The sequence below is a fragment of the Flavobacterium psychroterrae genome, from assembly GCF_018380615.1.
Lineage (GTDB): Bacteria > Bacteroidota > Bacteroidia > Flavobacteriales > Flavobacteriaceae > Flavobacterium > Flavobacterium psychroterrae.
In genome coordinates this window covers 46,567-66,934 of the sequence record NZ_JAGYVZ010000003.1, presented here as the reverse complement: position 1 = coordinate 66,934, position 20,368 = coordinate 46,567, and the positions used below count along the sequence as shown (strand labels likewise).

At 33.6% G+C, this 20,368-nt stretch carries 12 protein-coding genes; 8 read left to right on the top strand and 4 right to left on the bottom strand.

Annotated features, from left to right (window positions below):
- Positions 1–91: 91 nt before the first annotated feature.
- Together KHA90_RS04265 and KHA90_RS04260 are read right to left on the bottom strand one after the other, a co-directional pair.
- Positions 92–445: a hypothetical protein gene (locus KHA90_RS04265; protein WP_213295794.1), complete on the bottom strand. Its 354-nt coding sequence runs from the start codon at positions 443–445 to the stop codon at positions 92–94.
- Positions 446–485: 40 nt separating this feature from the next.
- Positions 486–1,511: a LacI family DNA-binding transcriptional regulator gene (locus KHA90_RS04260; RefSeq protein ID WP_213295792.1), complete on the bottom strand. Its 1,026-nt coding sequence runs from the start codon at positions 1,509–1,511 to the stop codon at positions 486–488.
- A gap of 163 nt (positions 1,512–1,674) precedes the next feature.
- Between KHA90_RS04260 and KHA90_RS04255 the strand changes: the two genes are divergently transcribed.
- The 3 genes from KHA90_RS04255 to KHA90_RS04245 all read left to right on the top strand — a co-directional run bounded on the left by KHA90_RS04255 (position 1,675) and on the right by KHA90_RS04245 (position 7,670).
- Positions 1,675–4,314 (top strand): TonB-dependent receptor, encoded by a 2,640-nt coding sequence (locus KHA90_RS04255; protein ID WP_213295791.1) that lies wholly within the window; start codon positions 1,675–1,677, stop codon positions 4,312–4,314.
- 280 nt (positions 4,315–4,594) lie between these two features.
- Positions 4,595–5,815, top strand: coding sequence for an MFS transporter (locus tag KHA90_RS04250; RefSeq protein ID WP_213295790.1), 1,221 nt, complete (start codon positions 4,595–4,597; stop codon positions 5,813–5,815).
- Positions 5,805–7,670 carry an alpha,alpha-trehalase gene (locus KHA90_RS04245; RefSeq protein WP_213295789.1) on the top strand — a complete coding sequence of 622 codons (1,866 nt, stop codon included), beginning with the start codon at positions 5,805–5,807 and terminating at the stop codon, positions 7,668–7,670. Before KHA90_RS04250 ends, KHA90_RS04245 begins: the two co-directional genes overlap by 11 nt.
- A gap of 209 nt (positions 7,671–7,879) precedes the next feature.
- Here KHA90_RS04245 and KHA90_RS04240 read toward each other — a convergent pair whose 3' ends face one another.
- Positions 7,880–8,854 carry a polyprenyl synthetase family protein gene (locus KHA90_RS04240; RefSeq protein ID WP_213295788.1) on the bottom strand — a complete coding sequence of 325 codons (975 nt, stop codon included), beginning with the start codon at positions 8,852–8,854 and terminating at the stop codon, positions 7,880–7,882.
- Between the two features lie 267 nt (positions 8,855–9,121).
- On the opposite strand from KHA90_RS04240, the gene KHA90_RS04235 reads away from it, so the two are divergent.
- From KHA90_RS04235 to KHA90_RS04215, 5 genes are all read left to right on the top strand, one after another.
- Positions 9,122–9,643, top strand: a complete 522-nt coding sequence (locus tag KHA90_RS04235) for a YceI family protein (protein WP_213295787.1) — start codon at positions 9,122–9,124, stop codon at positions 9,641–9,643.
- A gap of 107 nt (positions 9,644–9,750) precedes the next feature.
- A complete protein-coding gene (locus KHA90_RS04230) occupies positions 9,751–10,350 on the top strand; it encodes a TetR/AcrR family transcriptional regulator (protein WP_213295786.1) in 600 nt (199 codons plus the stop codon).
- Between the two features lie 10 nt (positions 10,351–10,360).
- Positions 10,361–11,695, top strand: coding sequence for a TolC family protein (locus KHA90_RS04225; RefSeq protein ID WP_213295784.1), 1,335 nt, complete (start codon positions 10,361–10,363; stop codon positions 11,693–11,695).
- 9 nt (positions 11,696–11,704) lie between these two features.
- Positions 11,705–12,772, top strand: a complete 1,068-nt coding sequence (locus KHA90_RS04220) for an efflux RND transporter periplasmic adaptor subunit (RefSeq protein ID WP_213295782.1) — start codon at positions 11,705–11,707, stop codon at positions 12,770–12,772.
- A gap of 71 nt (positions 12,773–12,843) precedes the next feature.
- Complete coding sequence (locus tag KHA90_RS04215) at positions 12,844–16,020, top strand: efflux RND transporter permease subunit (protein WP_213295779.1); 3,177 nt, start codon at positions 12,844–12,846, stop codon at positions 16,018–16,020.
- 331 nt (positions 16,021–16,351) lie between these two features.
- On the opposite strand, the gene KHA90_RS04210 is transcribed toward KHA90_RS04215, so the two are convergent.
- A complete protein-coding gene (locus KHA90_RS04210; RefSeq protein WP_213295775.1) occupies positions 16,352–20,335 on the bottom strand; it encodes a T9SS type A sorting domain-containing protein in 3,984 nt (1,327 codons plus the stop codon).
- Positions 20,336–20,368: the final 33 nt, after the last annotated feature.

Genomic DNA, 20,368 nt, shown 5'->3' with positions numbered 1-20,368 from the left:
CTTTAAAATCCTATAAAATGATTTATTTTTTAGCAATGTCTTCATGAAAAAAAGCCTCTGTCCCTTTGCAACTTTGAACCTTTGTCCCTTTTTACTTAAAATTCTTCCTAAACCAAACCTTCTGCCATTCTCTTTTTAAAACCAAAAACGAAACCTGTTCTGCAAGAATTACCAAATCAGAACCGTCGAGTTTTTTTATTTCACTTTCAGATACATCGATGATATAAAGCAGATTGAGATATTCAGCAAATTTGTACTGAATCATTCGGTAGATTTTTTCGTGAAGCTGAATTTTTAGTTCGTCGGGAGAAATACTTAACGGAAAATCAATTCCTTCATTGGCTAAATTAAAGTCTTTATTAATTTGCTCAATCAGACTTATATATAAATTTTCTTTTTCGGCATCAGCCAATAAAAAATCGGTATTTTCAGGAATCGGAAACATTGATGCTTTTTAAGATTGGCACAAAGTTAAAACTAAAAAATCATTTAACTGTTGATTCACGTTCAATGATTCTTGTAGGAAGTTCGATAATTTGATGCGTTACGGGGCGATGTTCTTTTATGTCGACAATTTCATCAATTAAAAGAGAGACTGCCTGATGTCCCATTTCGAATCCAGGCTGATCAATTGTAGTTAATTTAGGTGAAATAACCGTACTCATAAACCAATTGCTAAACCCAAAAACAGCCACTTGTTCTGGCGTTTTTATTCCTGCCTCATTAAAATATTTGATAATCCCGATAGCAACTAAATCCGTAATGGCAAAAATGGCATCAATATCTGGGTTTTCAGTCATTATTTTCTGGGCATTTTCGTAGCCGTCTTCAAAATCCGTATTGTTGTCGCAAACATAAACCAGTTTCGAATCGTACTCAATTCCGTGCGCTTCAAGTGCTCTTTTATATCCAAGAAAGCGATCAATCGAGTTTTGCGGAACATACGATCCTCTAAAATGGGCGATTTTTTTAAATCCTTTATTAATAAGGTAGGTAACGGCATCATAAGCCGCTTTTGCATCATTAATAACGACTTTCGAGCAATCGACTCTTTTAGCGATTTTATCGAATAAAACAACGGGCGTATTTTTTCGAATGGCTTCATTAATATGAGTAAAATCATCTGTCTCGTTTGAAAGCGACATTAAAACGCCGTCAACTCGTTTCTGAATTAATAAAGCAAGCTGTTTTTTCTCTAGTTCATATTTTTCATTTGATTGTAATATAATGACAAGATATCCTCTTTTTTCGGCTTCTTCTAAAATGCCATTTAATACACTCGAAAAAAAATGATGAACAGTTGCGGGAATGATCACGCCAATGGTTTTAGTTTCATTGGTTCGAAGATTTACCGCAACAGAGTTTGGAATGTAGTTCATGGTTTCGGCCATTTCAATCACCCTTGCGCGTGTAGCTTTACTAATATCTGTATATCCTTTTAAAGCTTTTGAAACCGTAGTAACCGAAATTCCTAATGCCGAGGCTATATCTATTAATTTTGTGTCATTCATGAAATAAAAGTACTAAAAATAAACTGCATTGATAAAAAATTAACTTCCGAAAACGTTTTAGGTGTTTTCGAAAACGTTTTCGATTTGAAATTGCTATATTCCTTATAATTAGTTATTAAGTTTGACAGTGATAACCATAATTACTAACTAACCAAACAAAAAAATGAAAAAGCTACACCAATATTTAGGTACATTACTTTTGATGTTTTGCCTATTTTCTTTACCAAATAATCTGTTTGCACAAACTCAGAATAAAATCTCGGGAAAAGTACTTGACGACAGCGGAGCAACAGTTCCCGGAGCAAATGTATCGATCAAAGAAACAGGCAAAAGTACTGTTACAGATGAAAACGGAGGATATTCATTCTCGAATATCGAAGCAGGAAATTATACTATAATTGCAACGAATGTAGGTTATAAAACCTTCGAGAAAAAAGTTGCAATAAAGGAAGGAGAATCATTAGACGTAAATTTACTTCTTGAAGGAGAATCACAAAGTTTAAATGAAGTCGTGGTTACAGGATCTTCGGCACCGCGATCAAAACTGGAATCCAGTGTTGCGATTACAACAATGGGAGCAAAAGCAATCGAAGACAGAGCGCCATCAAGTACGGCAGCTTTATTACAGACAATTCCCGGATTTGTGGTTGAAGCATCAGGAGGAGAAATTGGAAACAACCTTTTTGCAAGAGGAATTCCATCTGCGGGAGCTTATGAATCTGTACAAATTCAGGAAGACGGATTGCCGGTTTTTGAAGATGGAGCTTTGCAATTTGCCAACGCCGATACTTTTTACAGACTTGACGAAACCGTAAGTAAAATGGAAGCCGTTCGTGGAGGTTCTGCATCAATTTTTGCCAACAATGCTCCGGGTGGAATCATAAATTTTATTTCGAAAACAGGACAAAATGAATTTAAAGGAAGAGCAAAATTCACCACTTCAGATTACGGAATGTTCAGAACAGATCTTAATTTATCAGGAGCTTTAATTCAGGATAAATTATTCTTTAATGTTGGAGGTTTTTACAGAGCCGATAACGGAGTTAGAAATACAGGCTTTACAGCAAATAAAGGCGGTCAGATAAAAGGAAACATCACGTATAAATTTGATGACGATGATTATTTAAGAGTTAATTTCAAACATCTTGATGACAGAAACACGTTCTATTTACCAATTCCGCTAAAAAGCAATAACGGTAAAATTGAAGGAATTCCGGGATTTAATCCAAATTACGGAACGTTGACATCAGTAAATTTCAGTCGTTTGAATGTGCCTCAATACGGTGGCGGAACTTTTAGCGCAGATTTAGAAGACGGTTCTCACCCAATTATTAACTCAATTGGAGCAGAGTTCAAAAAGAAAATATCGGAAAAAGTGACTTTCAAAAACTCTTTCAAACAAACCAATATTGATTTAAATTACAATGCTATTTTCCCAAATGGCGGACCTTGGACGCAAGATGGTTATGCAACAAGCGTTCAAAATACAACTGCTAGTAATCTAACATATTCTTATGTTGATAACGGACAAACGCTTGATCCAAATGCTTTAATCATGAGAGCTGATCTTTGGCATATCGAGAAAAAGATGAACAATTTTGCTAATAATTTCTCTTTTAATTTTGACTTAGATCCTGTAAAATTAACTGCTGGTTACTATTATTCTAACTGGAAATCGAACCAATATTGGAACTGGAATTCCTATTTAGTAGGTGTTTCAGATAATCCGAGATTATTAAATGTAAAAGACAATACAACAGGAGTAGATCATACCTGGAACGGTGTAGAAAGAATTACATGGCTTGAAAGAGATGCGCAAACAAAAGGACTTTTGAACGATATCTACGCTGACGCGGAAATTAAAGCTACTGATAATCTGACTTTCAACGCAGGTTTAAGATACAATAAAGACAAATATTCAGGTTACAGAGACAATGCAAGATTTTTTGCCGAAAACTTAGGACTTTTAGACAATAATACGGCTGATGACGCGGTGACAACTGTAAAAGGGAATCCTTATACCTATTGGAGATATGATGTGAGCGAATGGTCGTATACTGCAGCAGGAAATTATAAATTTAATGATAAAATGGCTTCTTATGCTCGTTACAGCCATGGTTTCAGATCGCCAATCGAAGAATCATTTTATGATAATGCAGCAGATTTAAGCAAACTTGAAAACACAGAAGTAAACCAAATTGAATTGGGTTATAAATATGCCAATTCCTTCTTCTCTGTAAATGCGAATTTATTTCATATGGGATTGAAAAACGTAGCTTTTACCGATATTTTATCTGATGGATCTTCTGAAAATAAATTTGCCGATGTAAACAATATTGGTCTTGAAGTAGAAACTAATGCCAGATACGAAATGGTAAAACTGAACTTTACATTCACCGTTCAAAAACCAGAATACGATAATTTTACAGGTACAAATGCTGATGGCTCTACGTTTGATTTTAACGGAAATACAGCAAGAAGAATTCCTAAATTTTTCTGTAATTTAAGACCGGAAGTAGACATTACAAAAGATTTTACAGCGTATGTTCAGTTCTCTTATTATGATAAAAAGTTCACGAATCAGGACAACAAACAAGTTTTACCGGCTTATAAAGAAGTAGGAGCAGGTTTAAATTATACCTATAATAATCTACGTTTTGCAGTTGATGCTTCGAACTTATTTAACGAAATTGGTTTAACAGAAGGAGATCCAAGACAAACAACATCTGCAGCAAGTGATGTGTTTATGGCAAGACCTATTTTAGGACGTGCCTTTAGATTTTCGGTAGCGATTAATTTTTAAATTTATGTAAAATCAGACTTATGTAATTCTTAAAAAATATTTAACACATAGAAACATAGATTTTAAACGCTTAAAAAAATAAGAGAATGAAATAAACTAGTTTCCACGCATACCTATGTGAATTAATGTTAGTGAAACGCCTTTTGAGCGCAAAAAAAGCTATGTCTCTATGTGTTAAAAATATAAACAATGCGTTTAATCAGTCATACACGGAATCGTAGAGACGCACAGCAGTGCGTCTCCGCACCGTAACCACAAAGCATAGATAAACAAATAAAAAATGAAAAACATAGGAATCAAAATCTCTCTTTACCTCAATTATTTTGTCTTTGCTATTTTATTAAACAGCGTAGGCATTGTGATTTTAAAATCGCAAAGAAATTACGGAGTAGATGAAGTTCAGGCAAGTATTCTCGAAGCTTTTAAGGATATGCCAATTGCCATTGTATCTTTTTTTATCGCCTCTTTTTTACCAAGAATCGGCTATAGAAAATCGATGTTGATAGGTTTGGGTTTGGTGACTTTGGCTTGTATTTCTATGTATTTTGGAAATTCATTTGATAATGCTAAAATTCTTTTTGCAACCGTTGGGGTTTCATTTGCCTTGATAAAAGTTTCTGTTTATTCCCTGATTGGAACCGTGACCGAAACCAAAAAAGAACACAACGCTTTAATGAGCAGTATTGAAGGTTTTTTTATGGTTGGGATTGCGTTGGCTTATTTTTTATTTCCGGCTTTTAATAACGAAGACGATCCTAATTCATGGCTGAATGTTTATTGGTTTTTAGCAGGATTATCATTCTTGTCATTTCTGTTTTTACTTTTTGTAAAATTCGAAGAAGCCGAAATTTCAGCGGGAGCAAATCTCAAAGACGATTTCATGCAAATGTTTAAACTAATGGCAAAATTGCTTACCGTTATTTTTGTTATAAGCGTCTTTTTGTTTGTCATGATCGAACAGGGAATCCTTTCGTGGCTGCCAACATTCAATACAAAAGTGCTTCATTTACCAGAGAATATTAGCATTATGATGGCCAGTATTTTGGCGATTTCATTAGCGATTGGGAGATTGATTGCAGGAATTGTAACTAAAAAAGTAAACTGGATTTGGGTTTTAAGCGTCTGTATATTCTGTGCAATGCTTATCGTAATTTTTGTATTGCCAAAAACAGTTGGATTAGAAGTTAAGAATATCAACACACTTTCGGATATTCCGTTAATTGGTTTTGCATTTCCCTTAATCGGATTGTTTATTGCACCCATTTATCCATTATTAAACTCGATTGTTTTAAGCGCTTTGCCTAAAAATCTGCAAAGTTCAATGACCGGATTAATCGTGATTTTTTCTGCTCTTGGCGGAACATTAGGTTCCAGAATAACCGGTTGGCTGTTTAAAAATGAAGGACCGGAAAACGCATTTTATTTTACTTTAATTCCGATGACCTTGTTACTGATATCATTCTTTATTCTCAAAAAAATAACTGCAAAAGATGAAATTTAAATTACATATAACCCAAACAATCGAAAAATTATTGGCTCAGGAAGATACTGATGGCGATAAAAAAATAACGATCGATGATAACGGACCAAAAAAGTTTTTGTTAAATGATGAAAACGGAAATTCTGCGGTTATTGAGGGAACTTATCAACTTTCGAACTTATTGCAGGAATTGGCTTTGGCTAAAAAAAACAAAACAGAATTTGCAGAAATAGATTTAAATGAAATCACCGAAGATCCTGTAAAACGAATTTCAAGAAAAATAAAAAACTTGTATTGGAAGGGGCTTACGCGTACAATTGATGCTATTGGAGTAAAGAAAATTCTGGAAGACGATAAAATCGAAAATGAATTTGCTTATTTGTATGTGCCTTTTGGTGACGAAATTGTTTTTGATTATTTTAAAAAATTAGAAGCTACAATTCCAAAGTTAAAAGTGGTGCAAATGCCTAAAAACATTTCGCCGGAATATGTTTTATCGCTCAATAAAAAACCGGGAATTTTGGCTTTGGCACTTCAAATTAAAAACAATGAAATTTCGGGAGTTCCGTTTGTCGTTCCTGGCGGAAGATTCAACGAAATGTACGGTTGGGATAGTTATTTTATTGCTAAAGGACTTTTGATTGATGATAAAATTGATCTTGCTTTAGGCATTGCCGAGAATTTTAAATATCAGATCGATCATTACGGAAAAATTCTAAACGCGAACAGAAGTTATTATTTAACCAGAACGCAACCGCCGCTTTATACTTCGTTAATTATTGATGTTTTAGAAAAGTCTAATCCTGATATTTTCTGGATTGAAAGACATTTAAAAACCGCCATAAAAGAATACAAAACCGTTTGGATGGAAGAGGGAAAACGACTTACTGCCAATGGCTTGAATCGATATAAAGCCGAAGGTATCGGACTTCCGTTTGAGGTTGAAGAAGGGCATTTTGACGATATTCTGGAGCAATATGCGCAGAAATATAATTTGTCTACGCGTGAATTCGAAAAAAAATATCTTGAAAGAGAAGTGGTTGATGAGGAACTTGATAAATACTTTATTCACGATAGAAGTATGCGCGAAAGCGGACATGATACAACAAATAGATTGGTTGGCGTTTGTGCCAATTTAAATACTGTTGCCATAAATAGTTTGCTTTATAAATATGAAACTGATATTGCTTTTTTAATTAAGAAATATTTTAAAAATGAATTTCAGTATTTTGAAGATAAATCGTATTCAAGTGAATATTGGATTTCGAAAGCAGAATTGAGAAAAGAGAAAATCAACAAATTGTGCTGGAATGAAGAATCCGGTTGTTATCTTGATTATGATTTTGTAAATGAAAAGCAACATTTTTTTGAAGCTGCACCAACATTTTATCCGCTTTGGGCAAAAATAAGTACGCCGGAACAAGCAGAAATTTTGGTAAAAAAGATATTACCAAGGTTTAAAATGAAAGGTGGAATTGCCGGATGTACCCAAGAATCAATTGCTGGTGTTGATGAAAATGCACCAATCCGACAATGGGATTATCCGTTTGGATGGGCGCCGCATCAAATGCTTTTATGGGAAGGTTTACTTAATTATAATTTTAACGAAGAAGCGCAGGAAATGGTGTATCGCTGGCTTTGGCTGATTACCAGAAACGCGGTTGATTATAACGGAACGATTCCGGAGAAGTTTGACTTGTCTATAAGTTCGCACAAAATCTTTGCAGAGTACGGAAACGTAGGAACCGAGTTTGATTATATCACCGAAGAAGGTTTTGGCTGGATGAACGCTTCTTACCAATATGGATTGACAATTTTAGAAGATGATTTAAAACAAAAATTATCGGATTTAGTTGATCCGGATGATTTGTTTTAAAATAGCCACAGATTAAAAGATTTTCACAGATTATATTAGTTTTCAAATAGTAAACCTGACAGGTTTAAAAACCTGTCAGGTTTACTATTTGTAAAAATTTGTTGCACGAATTACACTAATTTTCACTAATTTAATTATGCTGAATCCGTGAAAATTAGTGTAATTCGTGGCGAAAATCATTAAAATCCTTTAATCTGTGGCAAAAAAAACTAAACTTTTCTTCCCATTAAGTTCTCGCCAAATGTTCTTAAAATAGCTTTCTTTTCAATGTTAATGTCCATTTTTTCTAAAGTTTCAAAAGCTTTAAGAGTGTACATTTCTATCGCTTCCTGCGTTGCTTTTGAAGCTCCTGACTCGTTAAAAATAGTTTTTGCAGTTGCTATTTTATTTGTATTATCTTCTAATTGTAAACTGAATAATTTTTCTAATTCTGAAGCTTTTTCAAGAGATGAAAATTCACGTGCTTTCAGGTATAAATAGGTTTTTTTGTTGACTATAATATCTCCTCCAACTTGTTTTCCAAAGGTTTTAGGATCTCCAAAAGCGTCTAAAAAATCATCCTGAAGCTGAAAAGCCAAACCTAAATTCAATCCGAAATCGTAAATTAAATCAGCTTCTTTTTTAGTAGTTTTAGCTACAATCGCACCCATTTTCATGGCAGCTGCAACTAATACGGCTGTTTTATATTCGATCATTTTAAGATATTCCGGAATTGTGACATCGTTTCTTTTTTCAAAATCAACATCCCATTGTTGTCCTTCGCAAACTTCGAGAGCCGTTTTGCTAAACAATTTTGCCAAATCCCTAAAAATGACAGGCTCGTATTGTTCAAAATATTGATAAGCAAGGATAAGCATGGCATCACCGGAAAGAATTCCGGTATTCAAATCCCATTTTTCATGCACGGTTTCCTGACCTCTTCGCAAAGGTGCATCATCCATAATATCATCGTGAACAAGTGAAAAATTATGAAAAACTTCCACCGCCATTGCTGCCGGAAGTGCTACTTTATAGTCAGTATCAAAAACTTCGGATGCCATTAAAGTTAGTACGGGACGCATACGTTTTCCGCCAAGTCCTAAAATATATTTAATGGGTTCATAAAGGTTTTTAGGCTCTTTGCTGATGCTTTGGTTTTCTAAATAATTGATGAAAAAATCCTGGTATTGGCTAATATCGTGCATAAAATATAATCTGAATTGCGAACCTCAAAGATACAATTCATTATGAATTATTTCTTTCTTATAGTTTTAAATGATAGTTTCTGTTTGAATTTTATATTTAATCAGTTAATTAACAGTCTGTTAAATTTATTTTAAAAAAAACTTGGAAACTTTCTTGGTGTTTCCAGTTTCCTGTTTATATTTGCACTTTTAATTGGAAACTCTAAACACTAGAAAAGTTTCCTTAAGAGTTTTGAGTAATTTATAACCTCATTAAACCAGTAATTTATGAAAACAACATGGACCTTAGATTCTAGCCAATCAGATGTTTTAATTAAAATGAGACATTCGATAATTGCCTACATGGGAGGAACTACAAATAAATTTGATGGTTATGTGAATATTGAAGACAATGAAATTGAAGATGCTTCGGTTGAGTTTTCACTAGACATTAATAACAAAAAAGATAGTTTTCAACAAATAGACACTTATTTACAACTTCAGGATTTTTTTGATGTAAATGAACATCCTATTATTAGTTTTAAATCAACTTCTTTTCAAAGAGTAAACAACAATATCAATTTCTTTAAAGGAGATTTGACTATAAAAGACGTAACCAGAGTAGTAGAACTTGATGCTGAGTTTATTGGTATTAATAATTACAATGGCGAGAAAAAAGTAGCTTTTGAAATCAAAGGTGACATTAAACGTCAGGACTTTGGTTTAGATTATAATTCGTTCAATCATAATGGAGGTTTAGCTTTAGGAAAAGATATTAAGCTTATCGCAAACTTAGAGTTCAGTATATAAATCTGACACAATGAATAAATTAATGTAAAATTATTACAAAAATTACGGAAACTATTTTTCTGATTTTAGTTTCCTGATTATATTTGTAATGCAATTTGAAAATTAAGATGAAAGAGAAAATTATATCAAAAGCAAGCGAGTTGTTTTTAAAGCTTGGTTTTAAAAGTGTTACGATGGATGATATTGCCGGAGAAATGTGTATTTCTAAAAAAACGATATATAAATATTTCTGTAATAAGGAGGTTTTGATCGAAGAGAGCACATCTACAGTTCATCAACAAGTACATGAGGTTATTGATACTATTGTAGCGAAAGATTATAATGCGATTCATGAGAATTTTGAGATAAGAGAAATGTTTCGTGATATGTTTAAAAATGCAACTGATACTTCGCCTTTATATCAGTTAAAAAAGCATTATCCTGAAATTTATCAAAATATAATGACACATGAAATTGATCAGTGTAACCATTATTTTAGAGATAATATCTTAAAAGGAATCCGCGAAGGTTTATACAGACCGGATTTGAATATCGATTTATATGTAAAATTTTATTACACGCTTATTTTTCATATTAATGAAACTACGGTTTCTGAAAGAGAAGCACAGAAAATAGAATTAGAAGCACTGGAATACCATACCAGAGCTATGGCAACCGAAAAAGGAATACTGGAATTAGAAAAGCAACTTAAAAAAATTATCATTTAATCATCAATCTATGAAACGAATAATTCTTATATTTTTGTGTTCAATTGGCTTGTCTGCCAGCGCACAAGTTAAAACACTAACCCTGAAAGATGCTATTTTATATTCGCTTGAAAATAAAGCAGATGCAAAAAAAGCAAAACTAGAGGTTGAAAATAGTGAGTATAAAATTCAGGAAGTACGTTCAAGAGCGTTACCTCAAATTTCTGCAAACGGAAGTTTAACTTACAATCCTGTAATACAAACTACAGTTATTGACGGAGCCGGTTTTGGTGCTCCGGGAACTACAATTCAGGCAGCATTTGGTCAAAAATGGACTTCAACAGCAGGAATAGGATTAACTCAGACAATATTTGATCAATCTGTTTTTACAGGATTAAGAGCCGCTAGATCTACACGCGAATTCTATCAGATAAACAATCAATTAACAGAAGAACAAGTAATTGAAAGAGTTGCTAATAACTATTACTCTGTTTATGTGCAACGCGAAAGATTAGTTTTATTAGACAGTAATTATGTTAATACAAGTAAAGTTCGTGACATTGTAAAAGGACAATTTGATAATGGTCTTGCTAAAAAAATTGACTTAGACCGTATCGTAGTTAAAATGTCGAACATTGATACAGAACGTCAACAAATTAAAAATCAAATTATTTTACAGGAAAATGCTTTGAAATTTTATATGGGGATGCCTATAGAAACTGTGATTGAGATTCCAAAAGAAGAATTTGAAGTGATTCCTGCTGCATTGACAGAAACGCCTAATACAGAAATGAGAACAGAATACTTGCTTTTGAAAAAACAAGAAGAGCTTTTAGTATTCAACAAAAAAGCTGTTGAAGCTGGATATTATCCTACGCTTTCGTTAACTGCCGGTTACAATTATATTGGTCAGGGTCCTGAAATGCCTTGGTTTGCAAAACCTAAAGATGGTGTGTACTGGTCAGATTACTCTGCAATTGGATTAAACTTACACGTACCAATTTTTACAGGATTTGGAACCCGTGCCAAAGTAAGACAAGCCGATGTACAAATCAGATCGCTTCAGGAAGATATCAAAGACACGAAACTTTCACTTGATTTAGATTACAGAAATGCAATCGCTGATATGGAAAATAACCTTATCACTATTCAGAATCAAAAAGAAAATATGCGTTTAGCGACCGAAATCCTAAGCGATACAAAAAACAATTACCTTCAGGGATTAGCATCATTAACAGATTTATTAGATTCTGAAAATGCATCACTTGAAGCTCAAAATAACTATACCAGAGCAGTATTGAATTACAAAATTGCCGAAGTAGCACTAATCAAATCAAAAGGCGAACTTAAAACTCTTATTAAATAACTAAACAAAATGAAGAAAACTATTATAACAATCGTAATCATAATTGCAGCCCTTGGTGTGATTGGATATGTCTTAAATAATAATAAGAAAGAGAATAAAGCTAAAACAGATATCGTAGCAGAGAAAAATGCTGCAATTTCAGTAAAAGTAGCTCCGGTAAAAACAGAAGAAGTTTCATTAGATTTCGTTACAAACGGAAACTTTCAACCTATTCAGCAATTGACTTTCTCTGCTGAAAAATCAGGAAAAGTAATCAGTGTTTTGGCTAAAGAAGGAGATTACGTAAAAGTAGGTCAGACTTTATTAACAGTAAGAGGTGATGTTATTAATGTAAGTGCTCAACAAGCACAAGCAGTTTACCAAAATGCAAAATCTGATTACAGCCGTTACGAAAATGCTTTTAAAACAGGCGGTGTTACAAAACAACAATTAGATCAGGCAAAATTAGCTTTAACAAACGCTCAGTCTAGTTTAACACAAGCTAATATTAATGTTGGAGATACAAGAGTAAAAGCTCCAATTAGCGGATTCATCAATAAAAAATACATTGAGCCGGGATCTATCCTTGCAGCAACGCCGGCAACTGCTTTGTATGATATTGTAAATGTTTCTAAATTAAAATTAGTAGTTACAGTAAATGAAACTCAGGTTGCAAGTTTAAAAAAAGGGGATAATGTAAACGTAACAGCTAGTGTGTATCCTGATAAAACTTTTACAGGAAAAATTACATTTATTGCAGCAAAAGCAGATGAATCTTTAAATTTTCCTGTTGAAATTGAAATTGCAAATAATTCAAACAATGACCTGAAAGCAGGTATGTACGGAACTGCAAATTTTGCATCAAAACAACAAAAACAACACTTAATGGTTGTACCTAGAAATGCATTTGTAGGAAGTGTGAGCAGTAACGAAATCTTTGTAGTTGAAAATGGTATTGCAAAATTGAAAAAAGTAACTGCCGGAAGAATTTTAGGAGATCAGGTAGAAATTGTAAGTGGATTGTCTGACGGACAAACTGTAATTGTTACAGGTCAAATTAACTTACAAGACGGTAATACAGTAGAAATTATTAAATAATTTAAAGCAGTAAGTTATACGCCATAAGCATTAAGCTTATTGCCTAAAGCCTACAGCCTAAAGCAAAATATATGAAATTAGCCGAAATATCCATAAAACGTCCGTCGTTAGTAATCGTATTGTTTACGATTCTGATACTTGGTGGATTGTTTAGCTACAGCCAGTTAGGCTATGAGCTGATCCCGAAATTTGAACAAAATGTTATTACAATTTCTACTGTTTATCCCGGAGCTTCTCCAAGTGAGGTAGAAAATACAATTACCAAAAAAATGGAAGATGCGATTGCATCACTGGAAAACATTAAGAAAATTGATTCCAAATCCTATGAAAGTTTGTCTGTTGTATCTATTTCTTTGACTTCAACAGCTGATGTTGATGTTTCTATGAATGATGCTCAGCGAAAAATTAATGCCATTATTAGTGATTTACCGGACGATGCCAAAACGCCATCGCTAAGTAAATTTTCTTTGAGTGATTTGCCAATTATGACTATTGGAGCCAATGGAAAAATGGATGAGGCTGCTTTTTATGACTTAATTGATAAAAAGATTGCTCCCGTTTTATCTCGTGTTCCGGGTGTGGCACAAGTAGATATTATTGGTGGTCAGGAACGTGAAATACAAGTAAACCTGGATGCTTTAAAAATGCAGGGTTACGGGCTTTCTATTCCTGAGGTACAACAAAATATTTTGACTTCGAACTTAGATTTTCCAACAGGAAACATTCAGACTCGTGATCAGAAAATATTAATTCGTTTAGCGGGTAAATATAAAAATGTTGCTGAATTAAGAAACTTAGTAGTTTCATCTAAAGGCGGAATTCAAATCCGTTTAGGAGATATTGCTGATGTACAAGATGATCAAAAAATTGCTGAAAAAATTTCGAGAGTAAATCAAAAAAGCGCCATTATTTTACAAGTAATTAAACAATCTGATGCTAATGCGGTTGCTGTAAGTGAGCAGTTGATTGAAAGTATTAAAAATCTGGAAAAAGATTATAAAACTAATTCTTTAAAGTTAGAAATAGCCAAGGATAGTACGGTTTATACCTTAGAAGCTGCAGATTCTGTAATTCACGATTTATTGATTGCGGTAGTTTTGGTTGCTTTTGTAATGTTGTTTTTCCTTCATAGTATTCGTAACTCATTGATTGTAATGGTTTCGATTCCTGCTTCGTTAATTGCTACATTTATTGGGATTTATCTTTTAGGATATACCTTAAACTTAATGAGTTTATTAGGATTATCTCTTGTGGTTGGTATTCTGGTGGATGATGCCATTGTAGTATTGGAAAATATTTACAGACACATGGAAATGGGTAAAAGCCGAATTCGTGCCTCTTATGACGGTACAGCTGAAATTGGTGGAACAGTAACTTCGATTACTTTGGTAATTGTCGTAGTGTTCTTGCCTATTGCAATGAGTTCTGGTTTGGTTTCGAACATTATCACACAGTTTTGTGTAACGGTAATTATTTCTACTTTATTCTCACTTTTAGCATCATTTACAATTATTCCCTGGTTGTCTTCTCGTTTTGGAAAATTAGAACACATTGAAGGAAAGAATGTATTTGGGAGAGTAATTCTTGGTTTCGAAAAATTATTAACTCGTTTTACTGATTGGGTTACTACATTGTTAAACTGGTGTTTAGATCATTACTTCAAAACAATTATAATTGTTTTACTATTGTTTTTCGGTACTATAATTCCATTGTTTGGAGGAGGATTTATTGGAGGAGAATTTTTTGCCAAATCAGATAGTGGGGAGTTTTTAGTTCAAATAGAAATGCCGAAAGACGCCTCGTTGGAACAAACCAACTTTATGACACAAAAAGCAGAAGCGTATTTAAAAGGTGAAAAATATGTGTTTAGCCAAATTACAACTGTGGGACAAACTTCAGAAGGAATGGGTGCGGCACAAGCGACAGCTTATAAGGCAGAGATTAACGTAAAAATGATTGATCAATCAGAGCGAACAGATGATGCTTCGGTTTATGCTGCAAAAATAAAACGTAAATTAGAAAAAGTATTGGTTGGCGCCAAAGTAAAAACGGTTCCGGTTGGTATTTTAGGAACAGCAGAAAATGCTACTTTGGGATTAGTTGTAACTGGTCCATCTGTAGAAAGCGCTATGAAATTTGCCAAATTAGCTGAAGCTGAATTGCGCAGTATTCCTGGAACAACAGAGATTAAATTGACTGTTGAAGATGGAAATCCTGAAGTTAACGTACAAGTAGACCGCGATAAAATGGCTGCATTAGGATTAACACTTCAAACAGTGGGTATGACCATGCAAACTGCTTTTAGTGGAAATACTGATGGAAAGTTTAGAGCTGGTGAATACGAATACGACATCAATATCAAGTATAATGCTTTTGATAGAAAAAACATTACCGATGTTAGTAATTTAATATTTATTAATAATGCGGGACAACAAATTAAATTGTCTCAATTTGCTTCAATTACCGAAGGTTCTGGTCCTAGCCAATTAGAGCGTAGAGATAAATCTGCTTCTGTAACCGTTCAAGGACAAAATGTGGGAGTTGCTTCTGGAACTATTGTAACCAAATGGCAGGAGAAAATTGACAAATTAAAGAAACCAATTGGTGTAAATTATATATGGGGAGGGGATCAGGAAAACCAAAGTGAAGGTTTTGGTACTTTAGGAATCGCTTTATTGGCCGCTATTATATTAGTTTACCTGGTAATGGTAGGTCTTTATGACAGTTTTGTTCATCCATTTGTGGTGTTGTTTGCCATCCCGCTTTCATTTATTGGAGCTTTATTAGCCCTGGCTTTAACTAATAACACACTTAACATCTTTACTATTTTGGGTATTATTATGTTGATTGGTCTGGTGTGTAAGAATGCGATCATGCTAGTCGATTACACCAATCAGAGAAGAGCAGCGGGTGAGAGCATCAGAAATGCATTAATTCAAGCGAATCACGCTCGTTTACGTCCGATTTTGATGACTACAATTGCGATGGTATTTGGTATGTTCCCAATTGCTTTGGCATCCGGAGCAGGAGCTGAATGGAAAAACGGATTGGCTTGGGTAATTATAGGTGGATTGATTTCGTCTTTATTCCTAACCTTAGTTGTTGTTCCGGTTATTTATCTTATTATGGAAAAAATAATTGCCAGATTATCTAAAGGAGAAAAAATCGATTATGAAGCTGAAATGGTTGCCGATTATGAGCATACAGAATTAAGTGAAGACGGTTTTAATCCTAAACATACACACTAAAAAAATTAAATTTCAATTTTTTTAAATTCCAAATTCCAATCCCGAAACTTCGGGAGGAAATGGTGAAAAATAAAAATCCCAGATTCCTTACGGAGTTTGGGATTTTTTTTGGTTGAATGTTATTCAGGATTATTTATAAAAGTCTGGATCAGCTGATTTGATGAAGTTATAAAGAGATCTTCAGATGCTTTTATCAGAATTCAATAATGAAGACAAGGAAGTTTTAAAAATGAAAAAATCCCAAATTCTTAACTGGAATTTGGGATTTTTTTTTGATTTCTCTTAACTCAGATTTGGAATTTGGGATTTAAATTATTGGAATTTAATTCCTTTATTTTTTCACAATTTTTATTGTCTTAGTTTGTCCTTCAGATTTTACTTTTAATAAATAAACTCCGGAAGAGACATTTGATAAATCAATTTCAGAATGCGTATTATTTATTTTCTTAGCTAAAACAGATTTTCCGGAAACGGATATTATTTCTATTTCATCAATTGTAGAAGTATTATCGATATTCAATGTATGTTGTACAGGATTAGGATAATATTTGAAATTTCCTAAAACAAAATCCGGAGCAGAAAGCGATCCGTTTAATTTGGTTGTAACAGCAAGACGTTCAATGCTTTCAATTCCGTTTATCGTTTGAGACGCATAATAAGTAGTGCCGTCAACCAAAAGTGTCGTTAATGGTAAAGTAACTTCACTTGACTTAGTTGTTTTTCCTCCTAAAGGATTCTGATTACTATACCATTTTATATTTTGACCGTTAATGACTAAATCTGCTAAAGTTTGTCCAGGTTTAAATTCTATTGTTATAATGTTTTTACCATCTATTAAAGGAGCTGGCGGATCTATAGCAATACTCGTTATTACAAAGCATCCATTTTGGTCCCTAACATATATTTCATGAATTCCGAAAGGCACATTTGTAAAAACAGGGCTTGTTTGATAACCAGTCGACCCCATACTATAACTGTATAGTCCACTTCCACCTGTGGTATTTGCCGTAATAGTTTGATTATCTACCACTAGCGTGGCATGTAAAATTGTAGGCTCTGATATAAATATAATATTTGATAAAGAGTAGCCAGTTGCATCCATAACTATTATTTTATAAACTCCTGCCGTTAAATTAGGAAAGTAATTAGAGTTTGAATTTAAAATAACTAAATTATCATTATGATACAGAGAATAAGTATAAGGCATTATACCTCCTGTGGCATTTACATTTATTGTTCCATCATTACTTCCGTAACAGTTTACATTTGTGTTTACTGTTGTTGCAGTTAACGTATTTTGGTTTTTTACAACTATAAATAATGAACTTATATTATTTGAACTATCTCTGACTTCTATCATATACGTACCTTGTGCGAGATTAGTAAACACATTGTTTGATGTATATGCTCCACTATTTATTGAATATTGATAAGGAGCCAAACCACCGGTAGCAAGGATTTCTATTTTACCATAACTTTCAGAATTTACAGGGCTGGTAATCACTGCTGATACAATTAAAGGGGAATATAACTCAGCATTGCAAAAAACCTCACAGCCATTTGCATCTGTAACTTCTACAATATAACTTCCTAACGCTACATTATTAAAAACATTCTCATTTTGTGCGCCTATAATAATTTCTGAATTTTTTTTGAGTGTATATTTATAAGGAGCTTTTCCGCCAGTAACATTAACTTTTATTGTTTTGTTATAAATATCGGTTATGGCTGTGGCTGATAATAAAGATTGTTCAACAGGAATATGAACCGATGCCTGACAACCATTACTGTCTTTTACAAAAAAGGTTTGTACTCCCGAAGCTAAACTTGTATTTGATACTGAATAGGATACTCCAATGTCAAATGAATACGTATACGGAGCTTGTCCTCCGGTAGCTGTAATTGTAACAGAGTCTTTAACACCACATTCGGTAGACTTATTAACAGTCGCTATTGCTATTAATGAAGAAGGTGATTCTATTATTAAAGGAAGAGTGAAAACACATCCTTTCGCATCCTTAATATCGAATGAATACGTTCCCGGATATAGTGGAGGATATGAATTATCGCTTGAGTAAGGTAATTTATTTATTGAATATTGGTAAGGAGGGGTACCTCCGGCAGCCTTAAGATTCACATAAGAATTAGCATTCGCCAGACAATCTGTAATTTTTGTTTGAGTGACAGTCGCAGTTAAAGGAATTGGTTGTTCAATTACTATATTATTTGTTAGTAAAATACAAACATTAGAATCTTTTACACTAAAATGATAAACCCCAGCGCTTAGATTATTAAAAATATTAGAAGTCTGAAAGGGACCATCATTCATAGAATATTGATAAATTCCAGTTCCTCCTGATGCAATAACGCTTACAGTAGCATTACTAAAGCAATCTATTAGCTTAGTAATTGCAGCAATTGCAGTTATTTGAATAGGCGGGTTTATCGTAATCATATTTGTGGCAAAAGTTGTATTTGAAGCATCTTTTACAGTTACAAAATAAGTACCGGCGGTTAGATTATTAAAACTATTAATGGGTTGATAAGCTCCTCCATTTAATGAATACGTATATGGAGATTGTCCGCCTGTAGCATTTATAGGTATAGACGCATTACTTATACAGTCAATGGCTTTAGTAATTGCAACAGCAGCAACTAAGGGTTTATCTTCAATTATAACTTTAAAAGTATAAGATTCACATCCTTTTGAATCTTTAATTTTTATAATATGAATTCCGGACGATAAATTTGTAAACACATTACCAACCTGAAAAGCCCCATCATCTACAGAATATTGATAAGGAGCTGTTCCTGCCTGACCATTTAAAGTTATAGTTCGGTCTTCTACAAGAATGTCAGGATATATAGGCGTTGGCTGTGCAACAACATGTTCAATAGTAGTGACACAGCCAACAGCATCTTTTACTTTAATTTGATAAGTTCCGGGACTAAGATCTGAATAAGTGTTTTTAATGGAATACAAACGGGTATTAACAGCATATTGATATGGAGCTTCTCCTCCTATAGCATTAATAGTTAGGGTTGTTTTATCCTGGGCACATAATAACTCTGTATGTAAAGCCGTTGCGGACAATGGCAAATCCTGCAATATTGTGGTAGTTATTACTGGAGAAATACACTCATTACTATCTTTTACCAATACACTATAGTTGCCGGCAGGTAAGTCAAAAAAAGCATTGTCTGAACTATAGGTTTTTCCGCCATCAATTGAATAACAATGCGCGATTTGACCTCCTTTTGCAACAATGTTTAATCCTCCACTGTTTATGCAGCTTGATGTACTTATAGGAGTTACAGTAGCTGTTACAGGAATATATGGAAGCAATTCAAACGAAATATTATTAATGATCGTATTTTTGCTGTCTTTTATGGCGATCGGATAAAGTCCGGCACTTAAATTGTCAAAAGTATCACTTTCCTGAAAAGATTGTCCTCCATTTATCGAATACAAGTAAGGAGGTTCCCCGCCATAACCAATTGCCCGAAGAGCTGCGCTTCCCCAACAGGATACATTTTTAAGAATCATTCCTCCGGCACTTAAAGGAAAATCAGCATCTCCAATAGCAATTGTGGTAAAAACACTGCAGCCTCTAGAGTCTCTTACAGATATAGGTTGTAAACCAACAGGTAGATCTGAAAAAATATTACTGGATTGATAAATAGCACCATCTATAGAATATTGATACGGTTCTGTACCACCTGCTGCAATAATAGTTGTGTTCTGATTTTCTGTTACAGCAGTTACAGTTAAAGGCGGTGGCACAGTTATAGTATGTTCTATTGAAACTCTGCAAAGTCTCGCGCCATCCGTTACTTCTATATTATAAGTTCCGGCAATTAAAAATTTAAAAGAATTATTGCTGGTATAGGGACCTCCGTTTAATGAATATTCATATGAGCCAGTTCCTCCTGAAGCATTTATAGTAATTGAAGAAGTTTCTTCATTGCATTTTATTGGAGTATGTGAAACTGTTGCATCCAAAGGAGGAAAGGCGGTGATAATAAAATAATTAGTTGTAGTAATCCCATTATTATTAATCCTGCCATAAATATTTGTTACACCAGTAGCAGCATAATACTGCGTAGGATTTGCAATTACATTTGTGTTGTTTGTTGCATCATCCAGACTTAAAAAATAACTTATAGTTGTTTCAGCAGGATTTAAATTACCAATAAAATCTTTATCTAAATGAGTCAGATTAAAAGGCTGGTCAGCGCAAATGGAAACAAAGCTCACCTGAGCATAAAAAGAAGTAGTAAACAGTAAAAGAAAAAAAAGTAGAGTTTTTTTCATACGTATAGGTTTGTTAAATTTGTTTAACAAATA